The 19,936-nt window shown below is 35.3% G+C and carries 15 protein-coding genes and 1 pseudogene; 3 read left to right on the top strand and 13 right to left on the bottom strand.

The genetic code is table 11. The annotated features are described in order from the left end of the window. Positions 1-144 precede the first annotated feature (144 nt). From CRO15_RS07110 to CRO15_RS19905, 8 genes and pseudogenes are all read right to left on the bottom strand, one after another. On the bottom strand, positions 145-1,077 hold the full coding sequence (locus tag CRO15_RS07110; protein ID WP_133067224.1) for an O-antigen ligase family protein: 933 nt from the start codon (positions 1,075-1,077) through the stop codon (positions 145-147). Positions 1,078-1,331: 254 nt separating this feature from the next. Further along, positions 1,332-2,489 (bottom strand): glycosyltransferase family protein, encoded by a 1,158-nt coding sequence (locus tag CRO15_RS07105; protein ID WP_097045117.1) that lies wholly within the window; start codon positions 2,487-2,489, stop codon positions 1,332-1,334. Between the two features lie 82 nt (positions 2,490-2,571). Further along, positions 2,572-2,775, bottom strand: a pseudogene (locus CRO15_RS19910) (CatB-related O-acetyltransferase); the annotation flags it as partial. A gap of 469 nt (positions 2,776-3,244) precedes the next feature. Continuing rightward, on the bottom strand, positions 3,245-5,098 hold the full coding sequence (gene asnB, locus CRO15_RS07095; protein ID WP_097045116.1) for an asparagine synthase (glutamine-hydrolyzing): 1,854 nt from the start codon (positions 5,096-5,098) through the stop codon (positions 3,245-3,247). A gap of 126 nt (positions 5,099-5,224) precedes the next feature. Further along, entirely contained in the window at positions 5,225-6,496 is a 1,272-nt protein-coding gene (locus CRO15_RS07090; RefSeq protein WP_243396925.1) for a flippase, read from the bottom strand. Between the two features lie 96 nt (positions 6,497-6,592). After that, positions 6,593-7,687 (bottom strand): GDP-L-fucose synthase family protein, encoded by a 1,095-nt coding sequence (locus CRO15_RS07085; RefSeq protein ID WP_097045114.1) that lies wholly within the window; start codon positions 7,685-7,687, stop codon positions 6,593-6,595. Continuing rightward, positions 7,687-8,802, bottom strand: coding sequence for a GDP-mannose 4,6-dehydratase (gene gmd / locus CRO15_RS07080; protein WP_097045113.1), 1,116 nt, complete (start codon positions 8,800-8,802; stop codon positions 7,687-7,689). The genes CRO15_RS07085 and gmd overlap by 1 nt, the downstream gene beginning before the upstream one ends. Positions 8,803-9,053: 251 nt before the next feature. Then, positions 9,054-11,093, bottom strand: coding sequence for a hypothetical protein (locus CRO15_RS19905; RefSeq protein ID WP_116458898.1), 2,040 nt, complete (start codon positions 11,091-11,093; stop codon positions 9,054-9,056). A 236-nt stretch (positions 11,094-11,329) separates the two neighbouring features. Here CRO15_RS19905 and CRO15_RS07070 point away from each other — a divergent pair, with 236 nt between their 5' ends. Then, entirely contained in the window at positions 11,330-11,971 is a 642-nt protein-coding gene (locus tag CRO15_RS07070; protein WP_097045112.1) for a sugar transferase, read from the top strand. Positions 11,972-11,984: 13 nt separating this feature from the next. On the opposite strand, the gene CRO15_RS07065 is transcribed toward CRO15_RS07070, so the two are convergent. Together CRO15_RS07065 and CRO15_RS07060 are read right to left on the bottom strand one after the other, a co-directional pair. Next, entirely contained in the window at positions 11,985-13,358 is a 1,374-nt protein-coding gene (locus CRO15_RS07065) for a phenylacetate--CoA ligase family protein (RefSeq protein WP_097045111.1), read from the bottom strand. 50 nt (positions 13,359-13,408) lie between these two features. Further along, on the bottom strand, positions 13,409-13,693 hold the full coding sequence (locus tag CRO15_RS07060) for a hypothetical protein (RefSeq protein WP_133067223.1): 285 nt from the start codon (positions 13,691-13,693) through the stop codon (positions 13,409-13,411). 362 nt (positions 13,694-14,055) lie between these two features. On the opposite strand from CRO15_RS07060, the gene CRO15_RS07055 reads away from it, so the two are divergent. Then, the gene (locus tag CRO15_RS07055) at positions 14,056-16,212 is read left to right on the top strand and encodes a TonB-dependent receptor (protein WP_097045109.1); all 2,157 of its coding nucleotides are present in this window, start codon (positions 14,056-14,058) and stop codon (positions 16,210-16,212) included. A gap of 3 nt (positions 16,213-16,215) precedes the next feature. Next, the gene (locus CRO15_RS07050; RefSeq protein ID WP_097045108.1) at positions 16,216-16,578 is read left to right on the top strand and encodes a heavy-metal-associated domain-containing protein; all 363 of its coding nucleotides are present in this window, start codon (positions 16,216-16,218) and stop codon (positions 16,576-16,578) included. 60 nt (positions 16,579-16,638) lie between these two features. On the opposite strand, the gene CRO15_RS07045 is transcribed toward CRO15_RS07050, so the two are convergent. The 3 genes from CRO15_RS07045 to CRO15_RS07035 form a co-directional block, all read right to left on the bottom strand. Further along, positions 16,639-18,015 carry a tyrosinase family protein gene (locus CRO15_RS07045; RefSeq protein WP_097045605.1) on the bottom strand — a complete coding sequence of 459 codons (1,377 nt, stop codon included), beginning with the start codon at positions 18,013-18,015 and terminating at the stop codon, positions 16,639-16,641. 63 nt (positions 18,016-18,078) lie between these two features. Further along, complete coding sequence (locus tag CRO15_RS07040; protein WP_097045107.1) at positions 18,079-19,122, bottom strand: sugar-transfer associated ATP-grasp domain-containing protein; 1,044 nt, start codon at positions 19,120-19,122, stop codon at positions 18,079-18,081. 35 nt (positions 19,123-19,157) lie between these two features. Next, the coding region (locus CRO15_RS07035) for a fibronectin type III domain-containing protein (RefSeq protein ID WP_207763837.1) at positions 19,158-19,936 on the bottom strand (779 nt) is incomplete at its 5' end.

Below are 19,936 nucleotides of genomic sequence, written 5' to 3'. Positions count from 1 at the left end.
ATTGTTTTTTCTTTCCTATTGAAACACGTTAGAAGAACGGCAAGTCTTTGCATAAATGGGTTAATGGTCAGTAGTTATAATTCATGCTTTTAACGATGCAAAAGTACAGTAAAGTATTGAAGCTTGAATATAATTTAGATAACTCTAATCAATTACAGGATAATCGGCATTGTATTTTTTCACTACTCCTATAAAAAAACAGAAAAATGCAAAGAAATCGAACATTCCTTCAAGAATGGGTTCTACCATAAAAACCATACAAATAGACAATGTATATACTATGATCAAGTTGTTCAAGGCATATGCCCGTTTGTTTTTTCTTATTGCTTTCCTAACTGATATAAAGGCATTTGTGGTAAATGATATTAACAGGAAAAAAGAAAGAAATCCACCAATTCTTAATACATCAAACCAAAGGTTATGCGCATGGCCAAATTCATGTTCGCTCCAACCCAACGGTTTAGCAAAAAGATTTTCCATGGATTTTATCCATCGTTCTGTACGACCTCCTCCGGAAGCAATATCTTCACCTCCGCCATCTTCCATTCTTCCAGCAAAGGCGGAAAGCCAATCTTGGTCCAAATCAAAACTCACCGTATTGATTACAAAAAAAACAATCAAAGCAAACAACACGAACATGAAAAGGTTCCTTTTAAAGGATTGTCTTGGCATTACATAAAACAAGGATATCAATAGAGCAATCATACTAATACTCAATTGAGTTCTACTCCCAATTCTAAGTACACAGGCAATTGATATTATGTATGTAGCAAAGAGTGCAATTTTCATTAATAGGGATAACTTTTTTACTTGTGGAATCAATAAGGCCGGAATAGCCATCACAATTGTAAAATATGAACCCATAATAGTTGCAGGGATAATCTGTCCCGTCCAATAATTTGGCAGGTTTCTTTCAACTATATTATAACCGTTTTGAAGAATATCCATAAAAACAGAAAGATTGGCTGTTATTGAAAATACAGCTCCAATCAACAATAAAAACAAAACGAGATGTTCCCTGTTTCCATCAATTTTATGGGCGAAATACTTCCCCAATAAATAAAATGTACCTGGCATTAAGGCATATATTATAATATATTGACTACCAGCTTTAGGTTCAAATGAAAAAAAAGCAGCATATGTCAAAGAAAACAAGAATAGTAAAAGAAACCCTAAATCTAAGTTTTCTACAAGAAAATTCCTTTGAAGCAAAATTAAACCTACCAACAAATAGCCTATATAAATATTTAGACCAAACGGGTTCAGCAAGTACAGAAAGAACAAGACTGTAAAAGGGATACCTATTTTGCCAATTTCCTTAAACACTGTAATTATTTTTGTGTTATTTTTTTCTTCAGTCTCTTCATTTTAGCAAAAGACATCTTAAAAAAAAGTGTCTTGACAACCTTGTAAGGTATCTGTTTAAAATTATAGCTCGTTTTCCGTTCAAAATCTTGCTTAAATGAGTTTTCCTTACAAACAGATGTATCATACAGAAAAATTTCAGTTCCTTCTACTTTTTGTATAACATTATCTTCATGGGGCTTTAATGATTTTCCAAAAGATCTTATAATTTGAAAGTCCAAAATCTTTGTAGTAAGAACAAATCTTTTTTCCACTGATGACTTATATCCATAAAGATCGGTACACAATTCATCTTGATTTATATTGAGAGCGTTATGAAGCCTTTCATTTTCATAAAAAGCGTCGTACAATGCCTGCGCCTCATAAATTTGGGAAAAATTGTATTCCCGCTCAACTCCATAATCCAAAGGAACCTGATAAATAGTGCTGTCATTGCCAACATGGGTTCCAGCATCACTAAAATTGGTTGTCAATGCTATTTTTGGATATAAAAAATAACGGTTGTGCTCTATAAGATAAGCTATATTATACTTAAGCCATGACTTTGAAGACCAGCTTCTAACATATGACGGAACATTTTGACAAGAATCTATATCGGGGTCATGTTCATACCATTTCATGAATCCTATCCATTGTTCCTTGGTCCAAGCTTGTCCCCAAGAAGAGGCAAATTGAAAGTACCAATTATCATAGCCATCTTGTGTAGCTAAAAAATTGTCTCGAGTATGTACGTTAAGTTGGTGATTATACAATGAGATACCTCCTATACTAGGTTCCTTTGTTGAAAAGCGTAATGCTTGCTCGGCAAAAACATAAAAATTAGGGGAAACAAACAAATCATCTTCCAAGATGATTACTGCCCCATACTCAATACTAACACTTCCGCATTTTAATATGTGATTTCTTAAGCCTAAATTGGTCTCTTGATATTCCACCTTTTTTACGCCATGTTCCCAATTAAACTCATTGGCCATTTCAAGAACATTACGATTGTTGTCTCCTCTGTCAATACTAATGATCAGGTCTACATCTTGCTCAGGATACTTTGCCCGTGACAAAGAGTTTAATAATCTGGCCAATGACCTTGGTCTGTTATAGGCAACCACAACAATTGGAATCTTCACCTAATCAATTCTTTAAATGTTGTACAAAATCTTTAATATTTCGAAACTGTATAGCTTTCTCCTTAATCCATTCTTGAGGCTTCTCCCACCATTTAAATTCTAACAAAAAAGCTATCTCCTCATCATCAAAACGCTTTTTTATAGTTTTTGCAGGAACACCTCCTACAATGGTATATGGTAAAACATCTTTGGTAACCAACGCATTAGCAGCTACTATAGCACCATCACCTATACTTATACCCTCCATGATTGCAACGTTGGCACCGATCCACACATCATTTCCAATACTTATACTATAATTATCTTCAATTGGGTCAGCAAATTCATCAAAATATTGATTATCGGCATAAGTGAAACCTACGGGGGTTTTCAATGCAAAAAACGAAGGATGCGTAGAAACAAATGTATTTGAAGGGTGCTTTCCAAAAATACAATTTACATTTTGCCCTATAGAACAATATCTTCCTATACTTGCCTTTGCTAATTTTGCTCCTTCTGCAATATAAGATCCAAAACCTATTTTTGATGAAACTATGGAGCTATTTTTACCAAAGCCATTATTCCCCTCGCAATGTACCGAAAAACCTATAAATGCATTTTTTTGATACGTGATTCCTTTCTTCTTTTTAAGATAAATACGTCTAAAAAAAATAGCGATTCTAGTAAGTAAAGAACTAGAAAGTACCCATTTTTTTAATTTATCCATCATGAATCCGTTTTTCGATATATCGTTAACCAAATTGGTGACACAAGATTTATTTGTTCACCATATCCGTATTTAGTACTGCTTTTTCCCAAATGTAAGGTGAAAATTCTGACCAGCATTTTTGAGCTTGTGCAAAGTTGCTATTTTCCTTACTTACGATTTGAGTGATCCTGTCTCTCAATGCTCCTGGGTTTTCAATCAAATTGGATTCAATAAATGACTTTGAATTAACGTTGTCCATAAACCAATCACTTAAATCATTTTGCATCCAATTTACAATAGGAGAACTAAATCCGATTTTTGATTTTCGCCATGTAACTTCTTTAGGCAAATATGGATCTAAAGCATCTCTTACAATTCTCTTTGTATAATCATTTCCAATCTTACTGGAATATGGTAATGAATTTACAAAACTTACAATTCTATGATCCATAAATGGCATACGTATTTCCACACTGTTTATCATGGCATAGCGATCGTAGTTCCTTAACAAGGTTGGCAAAATATTCTCATGGAACATACTGTAAAGGTACTGGGAAAGATTATCCAACTTCTTGAAGTTTGGATGACCATTATCAATAGAAGGCATTTTTTGACCCAAAACTTTTTTGCCAATTTTTCGGATCATGTAATCCTTATAGACCTTGAAATTCCCAACTCTTTCATACTGATCTTTATCTTCGTTTATAGAACCTTGATAGATGGATAATATGTCCTTAGTGTTTTTAGGACTAAAGCGAGCATCCCACAAACTTTCTAGCGCACCTTGCTGGTAACCACTTAAAAGTTCATCAGCGCCGTGTCCATCCAGTGTAACCGTTACCCCGTTTTGTTTTACAGCACCATAAAGCATAATCATGGGCAAAGGAGATGTTATATACAGGTCTTCAAATTGATAAAAATAATGTTCAAGATTATTCCAATGTTTTAAAGGCTCAATATCCACAAAAGTGGCTCCTATACCCAAATGATCAGTTACCATTTTGGCATAATGTGACTCATCTAAAGGAGTTCCAGGAAATGAAGCCACAAAAGCGTGTTGCCAATCATCTGAATAGCTATTATTATTCTTGGACAAATTGGCCATAGCCGCGATGGTGGCACTACTATCCAACCCTCCACTTAATGCTGTACCAATGGTTACATCTGACCTCATTCTCAATTTACAGGAGTCCATGAAAAGCTCTCTAAACCTTTCTACCTGTTCATCATAACTTTTGGGAACTTCAACCAAATGATCTAAAGTGTTCCAATACCTGTATAGTTTCAGTTCCCCTCTTTCTAGGTGTCCGCTATAACCCGCTGGAAAACGTTTAATTCCTTTTATCAAGCACTTTTCTGTGGCTTCATAGAAAAAAATATTCTTTTTCATCCAGTGGAAGTCATCAGAAATTTCTAACTGTTTCATAAAAGGAAAAATGGCTTTCATTTCTGAAGCAAAAACAAATTTTCCATTTATCTGCGCATAGAAAAGGGGTTTTTTGCCATACCGATCACGTGACATGAACATTTTTTTTGATTGTGAATCCCAGATAGCAAAAGCCCACATGCCATTAAGTTTAAGGACACAATCCTCACCCCATTCTATATATGCTTTCAGTAGTACTTCCGTGTCTGATGACGACCTAAAGCTATGTCCTAAATTAACAAGCTCCTTCTGTATTTCAAGAAAGTTGTAGATCTCACCATTAAAAACAATAGCATACCTCTTACTTTCATGAAACATTGGCTGGTGTCCCTTGGCTGAAACATCCAAGATAGAGAGCCTACGATGTCCCAAAGAAACTTCATTGGATATATTTTCAATACCAAAACTATCTGGACCCCTATGGGTCAATGTATCCAATGCCAGTTTAAATTGGCTAGATTCCGAAGAAGGCACTGTTCCTAAAATACCACACATTTTACTTGATGTTTTATACTATGTTTTATCTCTTTTTTTACTGTTATATATGCCTACACACAGGTACAACAGTTTTCAATTCTTTTCCTTTAAAAACTACTCCCTTATCTCAAATTACAAAGGTTATTAAAGGAGTTTCCCTTTTTTAAAAACCTGCACAAAAAATATAGCATGCACCATCATTAAAAATGAGTTCCTGGTTTTTTTAAATAAGACAGGAGCCAATACTGATGCCACAAACTGTGAAATAAGTGTAGCATAAGCAGCTCCAATAATACCGTATTTAGGTATCAAAAATATATTTAAGATGATGTTGGACATCATACCAAAGCCTAAACAAACAATATTATAGGCTTGAAAATTTTCACTGATAAACCATTTTTGATTAGCAACCCCCAAAAATACAAATACACTTCCCAAAATATGAATATTCAACACCCCTGCAGATAGATGAAATTCAGCTCCATATAAAAAATGTATCAACCAATCACTGAGAAAAACAACTGGCAGAATAATTACCACTCCTAACAGAACCATTAAATTATATAGCCTTTGCAATCGTGACATATACAAATCATGGTTCCTCATCTTTGCATTTATTATTGCAGGGAATAAAGAACTACAAATAATAGTGGGAATAAAATACCATGCTTCACTTAACCGAACAGCAGCAGAATATTGACCAACATCACTGTTTCCCATAAATTCTTTAATCATTACCTGATCAATTTTCATATAGATTGATATAATAATGCCACTTAAAACCAGTGGCCAAGCATCTTTCAATAAGTCTCTTGAAACTGACCACGAAAAACGCCATGAAAATAAGGAATGTCCCATTCTCCTATAGAACCACATTAATCCCAAAGCAAGAAAAACTACATCAAAAGCAAGAACATATACAAAATATATTAAGGAATACTCGCCAAGTATAAGGTATACTTTGATAATGGATGAAACCATTACTCCAATCAATCCTGTAATTGCATAAAATTTACTTTTTACAACACTATGAAAATACGATGTTATAACATTAAAGCTATTAACAAAAGTTAATAGACCTAGAATGACAATAATCTTATTGGTAAGTTGATCATTGTCATTTAAAAGAATACTTATGGACAATATTAGCATTATCGATGTTGAACCCAAAGTTTGCAAACCAAAAGCAGATCCCATTAATACATTTTCTTGGTCCTTGGATTTTACCAATTCCCGAATAATAATATCATTAAGTCCCAATGACGAAAATGCAGCGAAAATGCCCACAAAGCTTTGTGCATAACTTAACACTCCAAATTGATCTGGTCCTAGGTAACGAGTTACCCATACCCCAATACTCAAGGCAATTACCATCCGAACCACTTTTTCGGTCATTAACCAGGAAGTATTCTTCAAATACCTTGTAAAACCAGAATTATTATTTAAATATTTTGTGAGTTTACCAATCAATAGTATAGGAGATATAAATTAATCAAAAATCTTACAATGCTTCTATTCTGATTGGCCAATGTAATAGCTGTACATTAAAGCTATTCCCTCAGGTACATCTATTGAATGCTTCCATCCCAAACTACTTAGTTTGGTAACATCCGTTCTTTTGACCATAGTGCCGTCAGGTTTATCTGTATTAAAAACAAATACTCCCTTAAAAGCAAGGTGCTTCTTAATCAAATTGGCTAAGGCAGCAATGGAAATGTCTATACCAGTACCAATATTAATATGTGTATTTCTTATTTCCTTTTCCTCTTTTTTATACGTGTCCTCAAAATTTCTTTTTTCCATTAAGTACACACAAGCATCGGCCATATCTTCTGACCATAAAAACTCACGCATAGGCTTTCCGGTACCCCAAATTTCTACCGATACTTCCCCAGAAGTGCTTATACTTATTCCCTGTTTTTTAAGTGCTATGATTTTCACATCTTTAGAATCTGATCCAGAAACCTTACCAATCGGAAGTCTATCCAAATCCTCGTCAATGGCATCCCAATCATTATTCTCAAGCGCCTTGCCCAAGTGTACTTTTCTTATTAAAGCAGGAAGTACATGAGATTTCTCCAAATCAAAATTATCATTAGGACCATACAAATTAGTTGGCATTACCGAAATGAAATTAGTTCCGTATTGAAGATTATAACTTTCACACATCTTTATACCAGCAATCTTGGCTATTGCATAGGGTTCATTGGTATATTCCAAGGTATCCGTTAAAAGATAGTCCTCCCTCATGGGTTGTGGGCAAGTTTTAGGGTAAATACAAGTACTTCCCAAAAACATCATTTTTTTGACATTGTTGCAATACGATTGATGAATCACATTATTTTGAATCATCAAATTTTCGTAGATAAAATCTGCCCTATAAGTATTGTTTGCAACTATACCGCCAACTTTTGCTGCTGCCAGAAATACATAATCAGGTTTTTCCGTTTCGAAAAAGTTGGAAACAGATGAAGTGTCTGTTAAATCAAGTTCTGATCTGGTGCGCAATAATAAATTATGGTAACCCTTGGATTTAAGATTTTTCACAATTGCACTTCCCACAAGCCCTCTGTGGCCTGCAATGAAAATCTTCGAATTCTTATCCATTATTCAAAGTAATTTAAAATCTGATATCCTCCTCCTTTAAGATATTGGTCTTTTTGCATCAGCTTTAAATCACTTTGCATCATGTCTTTCACCAAACCCTGCAAATCATATTCAGGAATCCATCCCAATTTTTCATTTGCCTTAGTTGGGTCTCCTATGAGTAAATCTACTTCAGTAGGTCTAAAGTATTTAGGGTCTACCGCCAATACTTCTTTTCCCACTTCTAATTGAAAATCTGGGTTTTTACACTCTTTTACGTATCCCTTTTCATTAACCCCTTCTCCCTCGAACTCAAGCTCAATGCCAACTTCAGAAAAGCTCATTTTTACAAAATCACGGACAGGTGTAGTTTTTCCTGTTGCAATAACCCAGTCCTCCGGTTGGTCGTGTTGCAGTATCATCCACATCATCCTAACATAATCTTTTGCATGGCCCCAATCTCTTTGTGCATCAAGGTTACCAAGGTAAAATTTATCCTGAAGTCCCAGTGCAATTCTTGCAGTTGCCCGGGTTATTTTTCTTGTAACAAAAGTTTCTCCCCTAATGGGTGATTCATGGTTGAATAAAATACCATTACATGCATACATACCATATGCCTCTCTATAATTAACAGTAATCCAGTACGCATACATTTTAGCAACTGCATAAGGACTTCTTGGATAAAAAGGTGTTGTCTCTGATTGAGGTACTTCTTGTACTTTTCCGTATAATTCCGAGGTTGAGGCTTGGTAAATTCGTGTTTTCTTCTCTAAACCAAGCAATCTTACAGCATCTAAAATTCTCAATGTACCAATACCATCGGCGTTTGCTGTATATTCAGGAACCTCAAATGATACATGCACATGGCTCATTGCCGCCAAGTTATATATTTCATCGGGTTGTATTTCCTGGATTAAACGTATTAGATTGGTACTATCCGTCATATCTCCATAATGCAGAATGAAATTACGGTCTTCCACATGAGGGTCTTGATATAAATGATCGATTCTATCGGTATTAAAAAGAGATGAACGACGTTTTAATCCGTGAACTTCATACCCTTTTTTTAATAAAAACTCACTTAAATAGGCTCCATCTTGTCCGGTTACACCAGTAATTAATGCTTTTTTTGCCACGATATTTTGATTTTAAGTTGCAAAGATGTGCATTAAACAGCATTTAACAAGCAATATTGTATGAAATACATTTTTTTTAGACAGATGGCAACTTTGTCTTTACTACTGGAAAAGTTTTAAATGCAAAAAGGGAGAATTTCTTCTCCCTTTATTATCAGTTTGATTGTTTGATTCACAGCCTTTTCCCTGTGCGCAAACAATGCTATTTTTTTAGGACAATCCCTAACTAAATCACGGGGTATTTATCGCAATTATTTAATAGTAATCGGGTTTCCATTGCCATCAGTACTATTTGAAATCTGTGCAGATTGCGCCCCTCCAGTTACCTCAATTGCATTAGTTCCTCCTGCCCCAGAAAGAGTACAGTCTTTAATCACGTTAGTACTGTTAAAACTACCTTTTATATAACCAAATGGTCTAGATGACTGACCGTTGGTATAAGTAACATTTACCTTATCCAAGGTAACCCCAACAACATCTACTCCATTACTTGCTATTACTCCATTGATTCCATTTGGTGAACTCATATTTACATCAATATCATTGTTTGTAAAGTTAATATACCCATGAGCACCATTTCTCGCGGATAATCTTAGCGCTCCAATATCAACACCTTTGGTAGCAGTAAAATTAAATTTGTTGTTATCAACTTCAATAGGTTGATTGTTTACTGGTGCATATTTAGTCATTGTATTTACATAACAATTGTTAAAGGTGTTATTGATAACGCGAATATCTTGCAAAGCACCGCTGTAAGTACTTGTGTTTGAACCTAACCTAACCCCTCCATAATTACCAGCATTCTCCATTGTAAGGACATTGTTTTCAATAACAACATCTTTGGCATCTGTTACAGAAAGTAAAAAGTAGTGCGCATCATTTCCCGGTACGGTTCTAATAACATTGTCATGCACACGAATATTCTCTATTAAACTACCTGAACTTGTACTAAAAAAGTCAATCATCGTTCCCATTTGCTGAGCCGACTTAAACATGGATTGCGGAATTTCTTCAAAGTAGCTATTTTTAATCTCAACGTTAGAAACACAAGCTTTTATGGCCCTTCTAGTGCAGTACCTGTAATCTTCATTGTCAAATGTAAACTTCCCATTATGGCTAACTCTAGCTCCTCCTATAGCATAAAATCCCTCAGCATCATCACCAATAATATTCCTAACAACGTTATTTTGATAAACTACATTAAAAGTAGTACTGCTGCTCATCCCACTTAATGTATACCACCAAGCTTTAGCAATTCCTCCTGCATCATTAAAATTACCATCACCTTGAGCAACAATATTCTCTATTTTGTTGTTTTTAAATTCACCATATTTAAATCTCGAAGCATCCGCATTAATCGAAAATCTAAATGCAACACATCTTACTGCATTGGGAGAATATAGGTTATGTACCCAAAGGTCATTAAATTTAAAATGGTCTTGCCCATGAAGATAAAAAAGCCTTCCATAGGTATCTGTACCATCAAATTCACCATTATAAATATTTGGTGAAAGATTAGTGATATCAAATACTGCATCCACAGAAACCTTAGCGTTGTTAAAATTGGCTGCGCTTGTGATTTTCACAACCGAACCATTCATATTCCAATTGAATATACCTGATCTTCTGTAATTGGATGGCCTGTTTTTAATATAACTCCCATTTTTAGAAGTTACGGCCAAAGAACAATTATTGATCAGTGCATCAATTGCATCGTTGTCATCTGTAGAGTCCCCTGAAACAGCACCAAATGTTTCTGGACTTATTCTAGAACCAGCATAAACCTCGTTAAATGTAGTGGATGGTGAAAATGCTTGTTTAAAATTATTCTCAATATAAGCGCCATTCAAATTTATATTATCTCCAGTGATAACTCCTCCAGCAGGCTCTATAGTCTGATTAGCTGCAAAAGTACAACCACTACAATCGAATGATTCAGTGATAATTGCCTTATGGTCAGCTTTTAAAGGGTCGCTTATTTCTGCTGAAGAAGATGGGTAATACACTCCTACTATTTTATTCGTATTTGTTGGGTCCGTTGGGTCAATCGGTACTTCCGGATCCGTTGGATCAACCGGATCTGTTGGGTCAACCGGATCTGTTGGATCAACCGGGTCTGTTGGGTCAACTGGGTCTGTTGGATCCTTTGGGTCCTTTGGATCTACCGGATCTTTATCTTGTTCAAGTATAGATTCATAAAAAAGGTCACTATCTTTGGCACAGGAAGAAAAAACAAATGTAAAAGATGCCAATAATAGCATGATAAGTGGGGTGCAATAAGATAACTTCATAGTTAAGAGGTGATTTCGGGGTTTAAAATTAATACATGTTCAAACTTAAATCGTCTAAAAACGAAAAAATTCGATGAAATACACTCACAATACGCAGGCACATCAAAAATAGATTTCCTTCTTATCGACTTATCGATGAAATACCGTATATTTTAACACTACTTAACAACTTATATTGATTTTACACGTTTTTTTAGCCAAATTCATATTAACAACTAAAAGCATCTTTAAAAGAAATGATTTACAGTTCTTTTTTTAAGAGAATATTCGACCTAGTTCTTTCTGTTGTAGGATTTGTTATTCTTCTCCCAGTGTTTATCACAATATGGATAATCCTTTTGTTTGTTAACAACGGAAAGCCTTTCTTTCTACAACCGAGACCTGGTAAAAATGAAAAAGTTTTCAATATACTCAAGTTCAAATCCATGACAGATAAGAGAGATGAAAATGGAAAGCTCTTGCCTGATGAGTTAAGAGTTACAAAGTTTGGGACTTTTCTAAGAAAAAGCTCTTTGGATGAAATCCCCCAACTGTTAAGCATTATAAAAGGGGATATGAGCTTGATAGGACCTAGACCATTGAGAGTAAGATACCTGCCGTATTACACCAAGGAAGAACAGATAAGGCATACGGTTAGGCCAGGTGTGACAGGCCTAGCACAAATCTCCGGAAGGAATTTACTTGATTGGGATAAACGCCTCCAAAAAGATATAGAGTACGTGAACAATCTTTCTTTTGGATTAGATATCCAAATTTTATTTAAGACTGTCTTAAAAGTTTTATCAAACAATGATGTGGCCCTGGATTCTGAATCGGGTATGATAGATTTTGACGAAGAAAGAAAAAATAAAACCTCTAAGAAAACAACAGATTTGTAGCTAATGATTTTAATTAGTGAACAAAATCAATACTTTCTTTAGCCGTTTTATCCACCGGCTGTTTTTGTTTTTTAACAGCATTATTGATAACAAGTTTTCGTTTTCCCGAAGGCAGCAAAGGAATATCTTGGACATATTTCACTTTAATTTTGGCCTCTTTCCCAAAATAACCAAGATATCTTTCTCTAAGTTTACTTTCATCATTTCGGTCATATTCGGGTGAAACCATGAGTTTTATCAAGTATTCATTATTTTCCTCTTCCACAAACTGAAACTGTTCTATTCCTTTAAATTGAAGGATATGGTGAATAATATGTGATGAAACAAATTCTCCTTTAGTATTGGTGAACATATCCATTTTTCTCCCTTCAATTTTGGAGAAAACATGTGTTTTATGAATTTCATCATTTTCCACAATACCTACATCGCCTGTATCATATCTTATTAGAGGCATTGAATAATTAAAAAGATCCGTGACAACAATACGTCCCGGCTCTCCCAGATTTGCCGGCTTGTCCTCATTCAGGTCGAGTATCTCTACATAATAACTAGCCCAATTTATTTCAAAACTCCCAGTTTCATTTTGGGGTCTTTGTTGAGCAAGTATCCCATTTTCGCTGTTGGAATACCTAGATAACAGTTCTACTCCAAAATATTTCCTAACCTTTAGCTTTATCTCTTCTCCCATAGCTTCTGCGATAGCTATCGCAGAGTTAATTTCACACTTTAAAGGTTTTCCTTTATTCTTATCCAGATAATTACATATTGTATTCAATGCGGAAGTATATGCCAGTAAATTTTTATTGGAGCCATCATTTTCCAACTTTGCTACTAATTCAGCAATATTTTCATCACTTAAATCATCTACGGAATGCATCGAAATATTCTGAATTGCAGATAGATACTTGTTCTTTTTATATTGCTTGTCCCATAATCTTAAATAATAAATTCTGGACCCTAATTCAAAGCCTGCGCGTTCCGCAAAAAAGATAGTATCCGCGGTATTTCTATGTCTTTTGCTTTTATCATGAAGAATCTTAAAGGGTTTTCCGGTAGATCCACTGGTAGTCACCTCATGGGTATGCTTGTCAACATATTCTTGGCTACTAAATTGCTGAAAATTCTCTCTAACCTTTTGTTTATTAATTATTGGAAACATATCCAAACTTGGGTTAGTTTCAGAAATATCGAAATAGTGTGGAACTGTTTTTACCGCATGTTTCAAAAGTCGGGCAAGATTTTCCTTAGTGATTTCCCTACTTTTATTGGAGTTGGGATTGTTTTGAATTAATCTTAACTCCTTGTAATGTTTCCTGACACCCCCTCCTTTTAGAGCATCTATACTCCAAAACACGATCTTTCGGGTTTTTTCCAATACTTTTAACATGTTTGTTTTTTTTGGTGGGGGAGGTTTGTTGGTTAAATAACTAATGAAATCTATTTGTCAATCTTAGAGCTAACATAAACAATATCATTTTTTAAACTATCAATTACATAGGTCATCCATAAAACTTCTTTATTAGGAATCTCCAAGTATCTACCCATATTCTTTTTATTGACTACACAATAAATCAAAGCATCGTCTTTAAGAGGGTCATAATCAAATTCTTTGTATTGTGAGGTATCCTTCGGGTTTAAATCTTCAAAATTCATAGAAAACAGAGAAACTCGGCTAAGGCTGTGTTCACTATTGTTGATTACCCTTATACGTTTAGTCTTCATCTCTTTCTGATGTGCAGCCGTACCACAATTCCAAAATACATTTTGGAAAAAGAACAAAAAAAGCAAGAACTGAAAACTCTTCAATACAATGTTTCGTTTAACAAATACATTCATCTATAAATTCAAAATAAAATTACCACTAAAGTGACTTAGCCAAATTTTAAATCTGTTAAAAACCAAAAAACTCTATGAACTACATTCTACTGTTAAAGTTGATGTTACAAACCTGATATCAGGTATAAAAAAGCTAGTTTTAAAAAAAATTAAGTGCGTTTTTCAAGATGAGATTTTCTTTCTTTCTCCTTCTCTTATTCATAATAGCAAATAATTGTTTTTCTCAGTTCCAAGTTAAAGGAAAAGTAATGGAATACAGAGATGGTAAGGAAAATATTGCACTGCCAGACGCTAATGTGTATTGGTTGTCCAGTGTGGTCGGCACAACTACTGATTCTTCGGGAAATTTTAAAATCCCTTACCGAGGAGACCTAAAAAAACTAATAATAAGTTCTGTTGGGTATAGATCAGATACAATTCTGGTAAACAGACCAGACTTGGGTAATATTATTTTATATCCTACTGTAGTTTTAGATGAAGTTGTTGTTGAAAAGCAAGTTGCACCTTTACAAAAATCATTGTTTAAAGTACAAAATGTGGTCTCGGTTGATAGCAGAGAAATGCTGAAAGCTGCATGTTGTAACCTATCAGAAAGTTTTGAGACCAACCCTGCTGTTGATGTGAATATTTCCGATGCTGTTTTAGGGGCCAAGCAGATACAAATGTTAGGTCTTAATAGTCCTTATTTGTTGTTTACTCAAGAGAATATGCCAGCAATCAGAGGTGCCTCGCAAATATTTGGCCTTTCTTTTATACCAGGTTCGTGGATTGAGGGCATACAAATTACCAAAGGAGCCGGGAGCGTTCTTAATGGTTTTGAAAGCATCTCAGGGCACATAAACAGTGAGTTGGTTAAACCAATTATAGATAAACGATTCTTTCTAAACTTATATGCTAATAATTTTGAACGCTACGAATTCAATTCACGCCTAAACCATAACCTGACGGACAATCTAGCTACAGGACTTTATATACATGCCAACTTAAGAAATGGAAACATTGAAAACAATGGTGATTCTTTTCAGGATACACCTTTGGCCAAGCAAATCAACTTTATGAATAGATGGCAGTACCTTAATCCTGAAAATGGATGGGTCAGCTATGCCACAATACAATATTTAAATGATAGCAAAGAAATTGGTCAATTAGATTTTAATATTGATACAGACAAGCTTACCAACAATAATTGGGGTAGTGAGGTAAAAACATCTCGACTAGACCTTTCTTCAAAATTAGGTTATGTATTTCCAGAATTACCATATCAGAGTTTTGGTTTTCAGACGGCATATAGCAATCATTCCCAAGATGCTTTTTATGGATTAAACATCTATGATATTAACCATAACTCGTTTTACTCCAACTTCATATTCAACAGTATCATTGGTAGTACACAGCACAAATTTAAAACAGGTATAAGCCTTACCTATGACAGTTTTGACGAAACCGTTAATTCCACCAACTATAATAGAGATGATAATTCAATAGGCGCATTTTTTGAATATACGTATGATAATTTGGAAGGTTTAAGCTTTGTGGCCGGATTAAGAGCGGATATGCATAATAACCTTGGCAATTTTTTTACTCCAAGATTTCATTTAAGGTATTCACTATGGGATAAAGCTAGCCTACGGGCATCATTTGGAAGAGGAAAACGTGGTGCAAATATTTTTGCCGAAAACCAACAACTATTTGCATCTTCAAGACAAATAATCATTAATCCCAACGATGGCAACTATTATGGATTGAAACCAGAAAAAGCCTGGAACTATGGAATCAGCTTTATGCAAAAACTATACATTTTGAATAGAGTTCTTGACTTCTCAATAGATTTTTACAGAACCGATTTTGTAGATCAAGTAGTGGTTGATTGGGAAAATCCAAGGGAGATATCTTTTTACAATCTTGAAGGTGATAGTTACTCCAATAGTCTACAAATAGATGTAAACTATGAAATGCTTCAAGATTTTCACATTAGGGCAACCTATAAACATTTTGATGTGGTTACTGATTATAACAGTGGAGCTTTGGAAAAACCATTACAACCATTATCACGTTTCTTTGTGAATCTTAACTACGAGACACTACAAAGAGGGGAGCAACAATGGCGTTTTGATTTTACCTCTAATTGGCTGGGCAAACAGCGTCTTCCCAATACCGAAAGTAATCCAGTGGAATTTCAACTTCCACCCTACTCTCCTTCGTACATGTTGATCAATGCACAGGTCACCAAGGTGTTCTCAAACAAATTTGAGTTTTACGTAGGTGGCGAGAATATCAATAACTTTACTCAAAATATGCCCATTTTATCAGGGAACAATCCTTTTGGCCCATATTTTGACAGTACCATATTATATGCTCCTGTTTTGACAGGAACCTATTATGCAGGATTCAGATATAAAATTTAAAATATGAGAAAATCAATCTTAGTCTTTTTTCTAATACTGGGAGCTAGCTTAAGCCATGCTCAGGATAAAAATAAAACCGTCACTTTTGAGGTGAAGGGCAACTGTGGTATGTGCAAAAGCCGTATTGAAAAAACTGCAATAAAAATTGCAGGCGTAAAATTTGCCTTATGGAATGTGGATACAAAAGAATTTAAGGCTATTATCGATGAGCGTAAATGCTCTATAGATATGGTTAAGAAAAAAATAGCAGGAATTGGTCATGATATTGAAGGGTATACAGCTCCATTGGATGTATACGATAATTTACCAGCGTGTTGTCAATATCGAAATCCTGAAAGTATCCATATGAATCATGGAAAACATTAACGATAAGTAAAATATATTTATTCAAAGCCCATTGTTCCAAAGAACAATGGGCTTTGAATTTTATAGTTTTATCACCCTCTTAGCTACCAGAATTTCGCCGTCTCCATCAATTACCCGAATTACGTAAAATCCAGAAGATAGTCCATAAAGGTTTTTAATGACCAAAGTATCTGTGTTTTGGAACGCTTCTTCCCGTATTTTCATTCCCATCATATTAAACACCTCAATAACACAATCAGTGCGCTTACTTAAGTTAATGGTAATCTTTTCCGTAAATGGGTTAGGGTGAGCAGTTATTATCACAGGTTTATCGTCAAGTAAAGAGTCCGTATCTTCCCAAACAATGGGCTCAAATAACTTTTCAGAATATGGATAAGGTTTCACCAACCTTGTTGTACCAGACTTATTCGTTCCTCCATTTTGGGTATCTATTAGAGCTTCAAAGGAGGATCCTGGAACAGCTTCAAACCCAGGTGTCAAGTTTATTTCATTTACCGATTCAAATCTACTACTAGTCCCAGCTGGAGCCAAAAAATTGTTTCCTGCTTGTATATTGAATTGGTAGTAAAAAATTTCCTCCGGATTATATGTGTTGCTAACAATATAGTTATCAAGTAATGCCAACCCATTTTCCGCATAAAAAACGCCGTAAACTCTGGTGTCAGTAATATCATTTGGATCTACTGAGGGAAGTGTTTCTCCGTCAAACACATAAGTACCATCATAACGAACCATGGATGTCGGAATAAAAGAGGAACCATTATGTATTTCTTCCCACTGTTGCCATACCCAATCTACAAAAGCATGGTGAAAAAAGAATACGGGGTCTCGTGGAGACAATGGAGTAGGCATAGCGCCTCCTGTCCAAACGTGACCTCCCCTATGCACATTAAGTCTTTCTAAGGTATTGGAAAACTCAAAAAAGTCTGTTTCTGCCAACAAATTACTCAGCTCAAGAGGTGTTGGTAGTCGGGGGTCAGCTCCCAAATTCCTTCCTAATGTCCAATTGGCATCAAAACTTCCTAAAAAACTTTCATCCCACAGTGCATCCGTCGTAGATTGGAACAGAGTAGAATTCCATAACCCCAAACTAATTTCTGGATTGATATCCTGAACCGCCTGTTCCAACTCAAATGCTATTCTTCTATGCCATGGTAAGAAAATCTCCCTCTCCGGTTCATCGGGAAGATTAAAGTGCAAATCCAGTCGAGTAGGATCCACGGTATTGTCGAAATTAAAAACGTCTCCATGAAAGGTAGCAATATCGTTAAACAAATCCGGGCCATTTCTCAATTCATAAAAAGCATCAACAAGCTCAGATATTTCATAATCTGTCATTTCATCAAACCCTTTACGAATACTTTGGGAATATGTCGTATATAAAAACCCAAAAAGAAAATATGCAAAAACAAAACTATTTTTGGTGAAGAACTTCATTATTATATTTTTTGATCCTAATCTCATTTATTATTTTACAATTAGCACTGCTCAATTAAATAGTTAACCCGCCTCTGCCAACATTTCTTTGAATAATGGATTTTTAAGATACCCTCCATATGACGTATCTCCCATAAAAAGGTCTGGGTATTCATTAGCTTCAATAATGACCGGACCATTATTTGTAATAGCAATATCCCACCCAATAAACCTATCTGGTAAAAATTCTGTTGCTTCAATGACAAGGTTTCGCGCTTCGTTAAAATATGGAATCAAAAAACCTTTAAACGGATAATTGCTAGTTGGGTGTTCAAAATAGTCTCGCCCACCAAAGTGAATTTCCTCAAGAGCAACATCCTTTAAACGTCCTTCTTGCATATTAACACCTACGTAGATACCTCCCGAGTGTCCATTATCCACAATATTATCACCAGTTCCAAACCTCATAAAGGCATCCAATACATGTATTCCTTTCTTATCGTCAATATAAGTTTCAAATCTTATAGTATTAATACAGCTTGGATTAATTTTGTTAACTTCATCATGCTGTATGAGAACGTCCTCATGGATACAATCATTCTCAATAATACTACTTGCATTTTCCTTGACGTCCTCCTCAAGTTTGTTCTTTCTTATAATACAAGCCCCCCTACCTCCAAACAGTGAAAACGGCTTTAAAAACAATTTTTCTTTTCCAGTTTTATTGAAAACCTCTTTAAAAAATGCAGTCAACTCCCTATTATTAGAAACTTTATAACATTTTCCTTCATAATAAAAGCTTGACCCAAAATTGTAGCTAATAAGCTCTGGTACCGGTAAATTATTCTTTTTACAGAAAAGAGAGAAAATTAATTTGTTGGAAATAATACTCAGGTATTCTTCTTTGTGCAGATTTCGGCTTCGCTGTATTTTAGAAGCCTCCTTAGTAATAAGGAAATCTTTGACATTAGTAACATCTTTTCTATACAAATACTTGAAGTAATACAAGGGTATTTCGCCTTTTTCCCTCCATAACGACAAAAATTCTAAAAATATCTTTGGGTAAGACTTTTTTCTTTTATCCTTTAAGAAAACCCGAAAACCCTCTTTCTGATGTTTTGGTATCATCAAGTATAATTTCTTTTATCGTTATTGGTTAAATTCTACTGGTCTTTTAAAGCTTCTAGTTCTTTGTTGAGTTTATCTATTTGCTTTTGTTGCATGAGCAAATATAATGTCAACTCTTCTATCTTTTGTAGGAGTTTGGCATCCATTTTTCCCAAATCAATTCCATTAGCTTCAACATTCTTTGCACTTGGGATATTGGGTAAATGGCCATTTTCTTTAATAAATTGCCGCACTTGCTCAAGACCCATTAAATCATATTCTTTTAGAAAAACAAAATCAGGCCAATTTCCTTGAAGTTCAACTTTAACTCCTTCAGCAATAACATTTCCTGCAACAGCCAATCTATATCCTTGTGTATTAGTCGTTCCAATTCCTACATTTCTATCGGCAAACAAATCCCTAGCGGTCCAATCCACTGTGTTCATATTGGAATTAGTTGATGTGTAATCAATAACACCACCTCCGGCCTGCGTGTTAACGTTTTCCGTGTTGCTCACCAAGGAAACATTGCCCGCGGCATCCCTGGCAAATACCGTGAAGGCATATCCCGTAGAGGCCGTCAGACCCGTCACGTTGAAGGTCGTCGCCCCCCCGGTAAGACCAAGACTGCCTCCGTCCTGGAAGACCTCATAGTCCGTGACCCCAACATTGTCACCTGGATCGCTCCAGCTCAAATCAGTGCTCGTAGAGGTCGTATTGCTGCTCGAAAGGTCAGATACCGCATTGGGGGACTCCGTGTCCCCTCCGGCCTGCGTGTTAACGTTTTCCGTGTTGCTCACCAAGGAAACATTGCCCGCGGCATCCCTGGCAAATA

The sequence above is a fragment of the Flagellimonas pacifica genome (assembly GCF_900215465.1).
GTDB lineage: Bacteria > Bacteroidota > Bacteroidia > Flavobacteriales > Flavobacteriaceae > Flagellimonas > Flagellimonas pacifica.
This window is presented reverse-complemented; position numbering and strand designations above follow the sequence as displayed.

Bases quoted from the DNA above. Each gene is read 5' to 3' on its own strand.
- CRO15_RS07070 (WP_097045112.1), top strand. From the start codon at position 11,330: ATGATTTACAGTTCTTTTTTTAAGAGAATATTCGACCTAGTTCTTTCT.
- CRO15_RS07040 (WP_097045107.1), bottom strand. From the start codon at position 19,122: ATGATACCAAAACATCAGAAAGAGGGTTTTCGGGTTTTCTTAAAGGAT.
- CRO15_RS19905 (WP_116458898.1), bottom strand. From the start codon at position 11,093: ATGAAGTTATCTTATTGCACCCCACTTATCATGCTATTATTGGCATCT.
- CRO15_RS07065 (WP_097045111.1), bottom strand. From the start codon at position 13,358: ATGTTAAAAGTATTGGAAAAAACCCGAAAGATCGTGTTTTGGAGTATA.
- CRO15_RS07055 (WP_097045109.1), top strand. From the start codon at position 14,056: ATGGAATACAGAGATGGTAAGGAAAATATTGCACTGCCAGACGCTAAT.
- CRO15_RS07050 (WP_097045108.1), top strand. From the start codon at position 16,216: ATGAGAAAATCAATCTTAGTCTTTTTTCTAATACTGGGAGCTAGCTTA.
- asnB (WP_097045116.1), bottom strand. From the start codon at position 5,098: ATGTGTGGTATTTTAGGAACAGTGCCTTCTTCGGAATCTAGCCAATTT.
- CRO15_RS07085 (WP_097045114.1), bottom strand. From the start codon at position 7,687: ATGGATAAGAATTCGAAGATTTTCATTGCAGGCCACAGAGGGCTTGTG.
- CRO15_RS07045 (WP_097045605.1), bottom strand. From the start codon at position 18,015: ATGAAGTTCTTCACCAAAAATAGTTTTGTTTTTGCATATTTTCTTTTT.
- CRO15_RS07110 (WP_133067224.1), bottom strand. From the start codon at position 1,077: ATGCCAGGTACATTTTATTTATTGGGGAAGTATTTCGCCCATAAAATT.
- CRO15_RS07060 (WP_133067223.1), bottom strand. From the start codon at position 13,693: ATGAAGACTAAACGTATAAGGGTAATCAACAATAGTGAACACAGCCTT.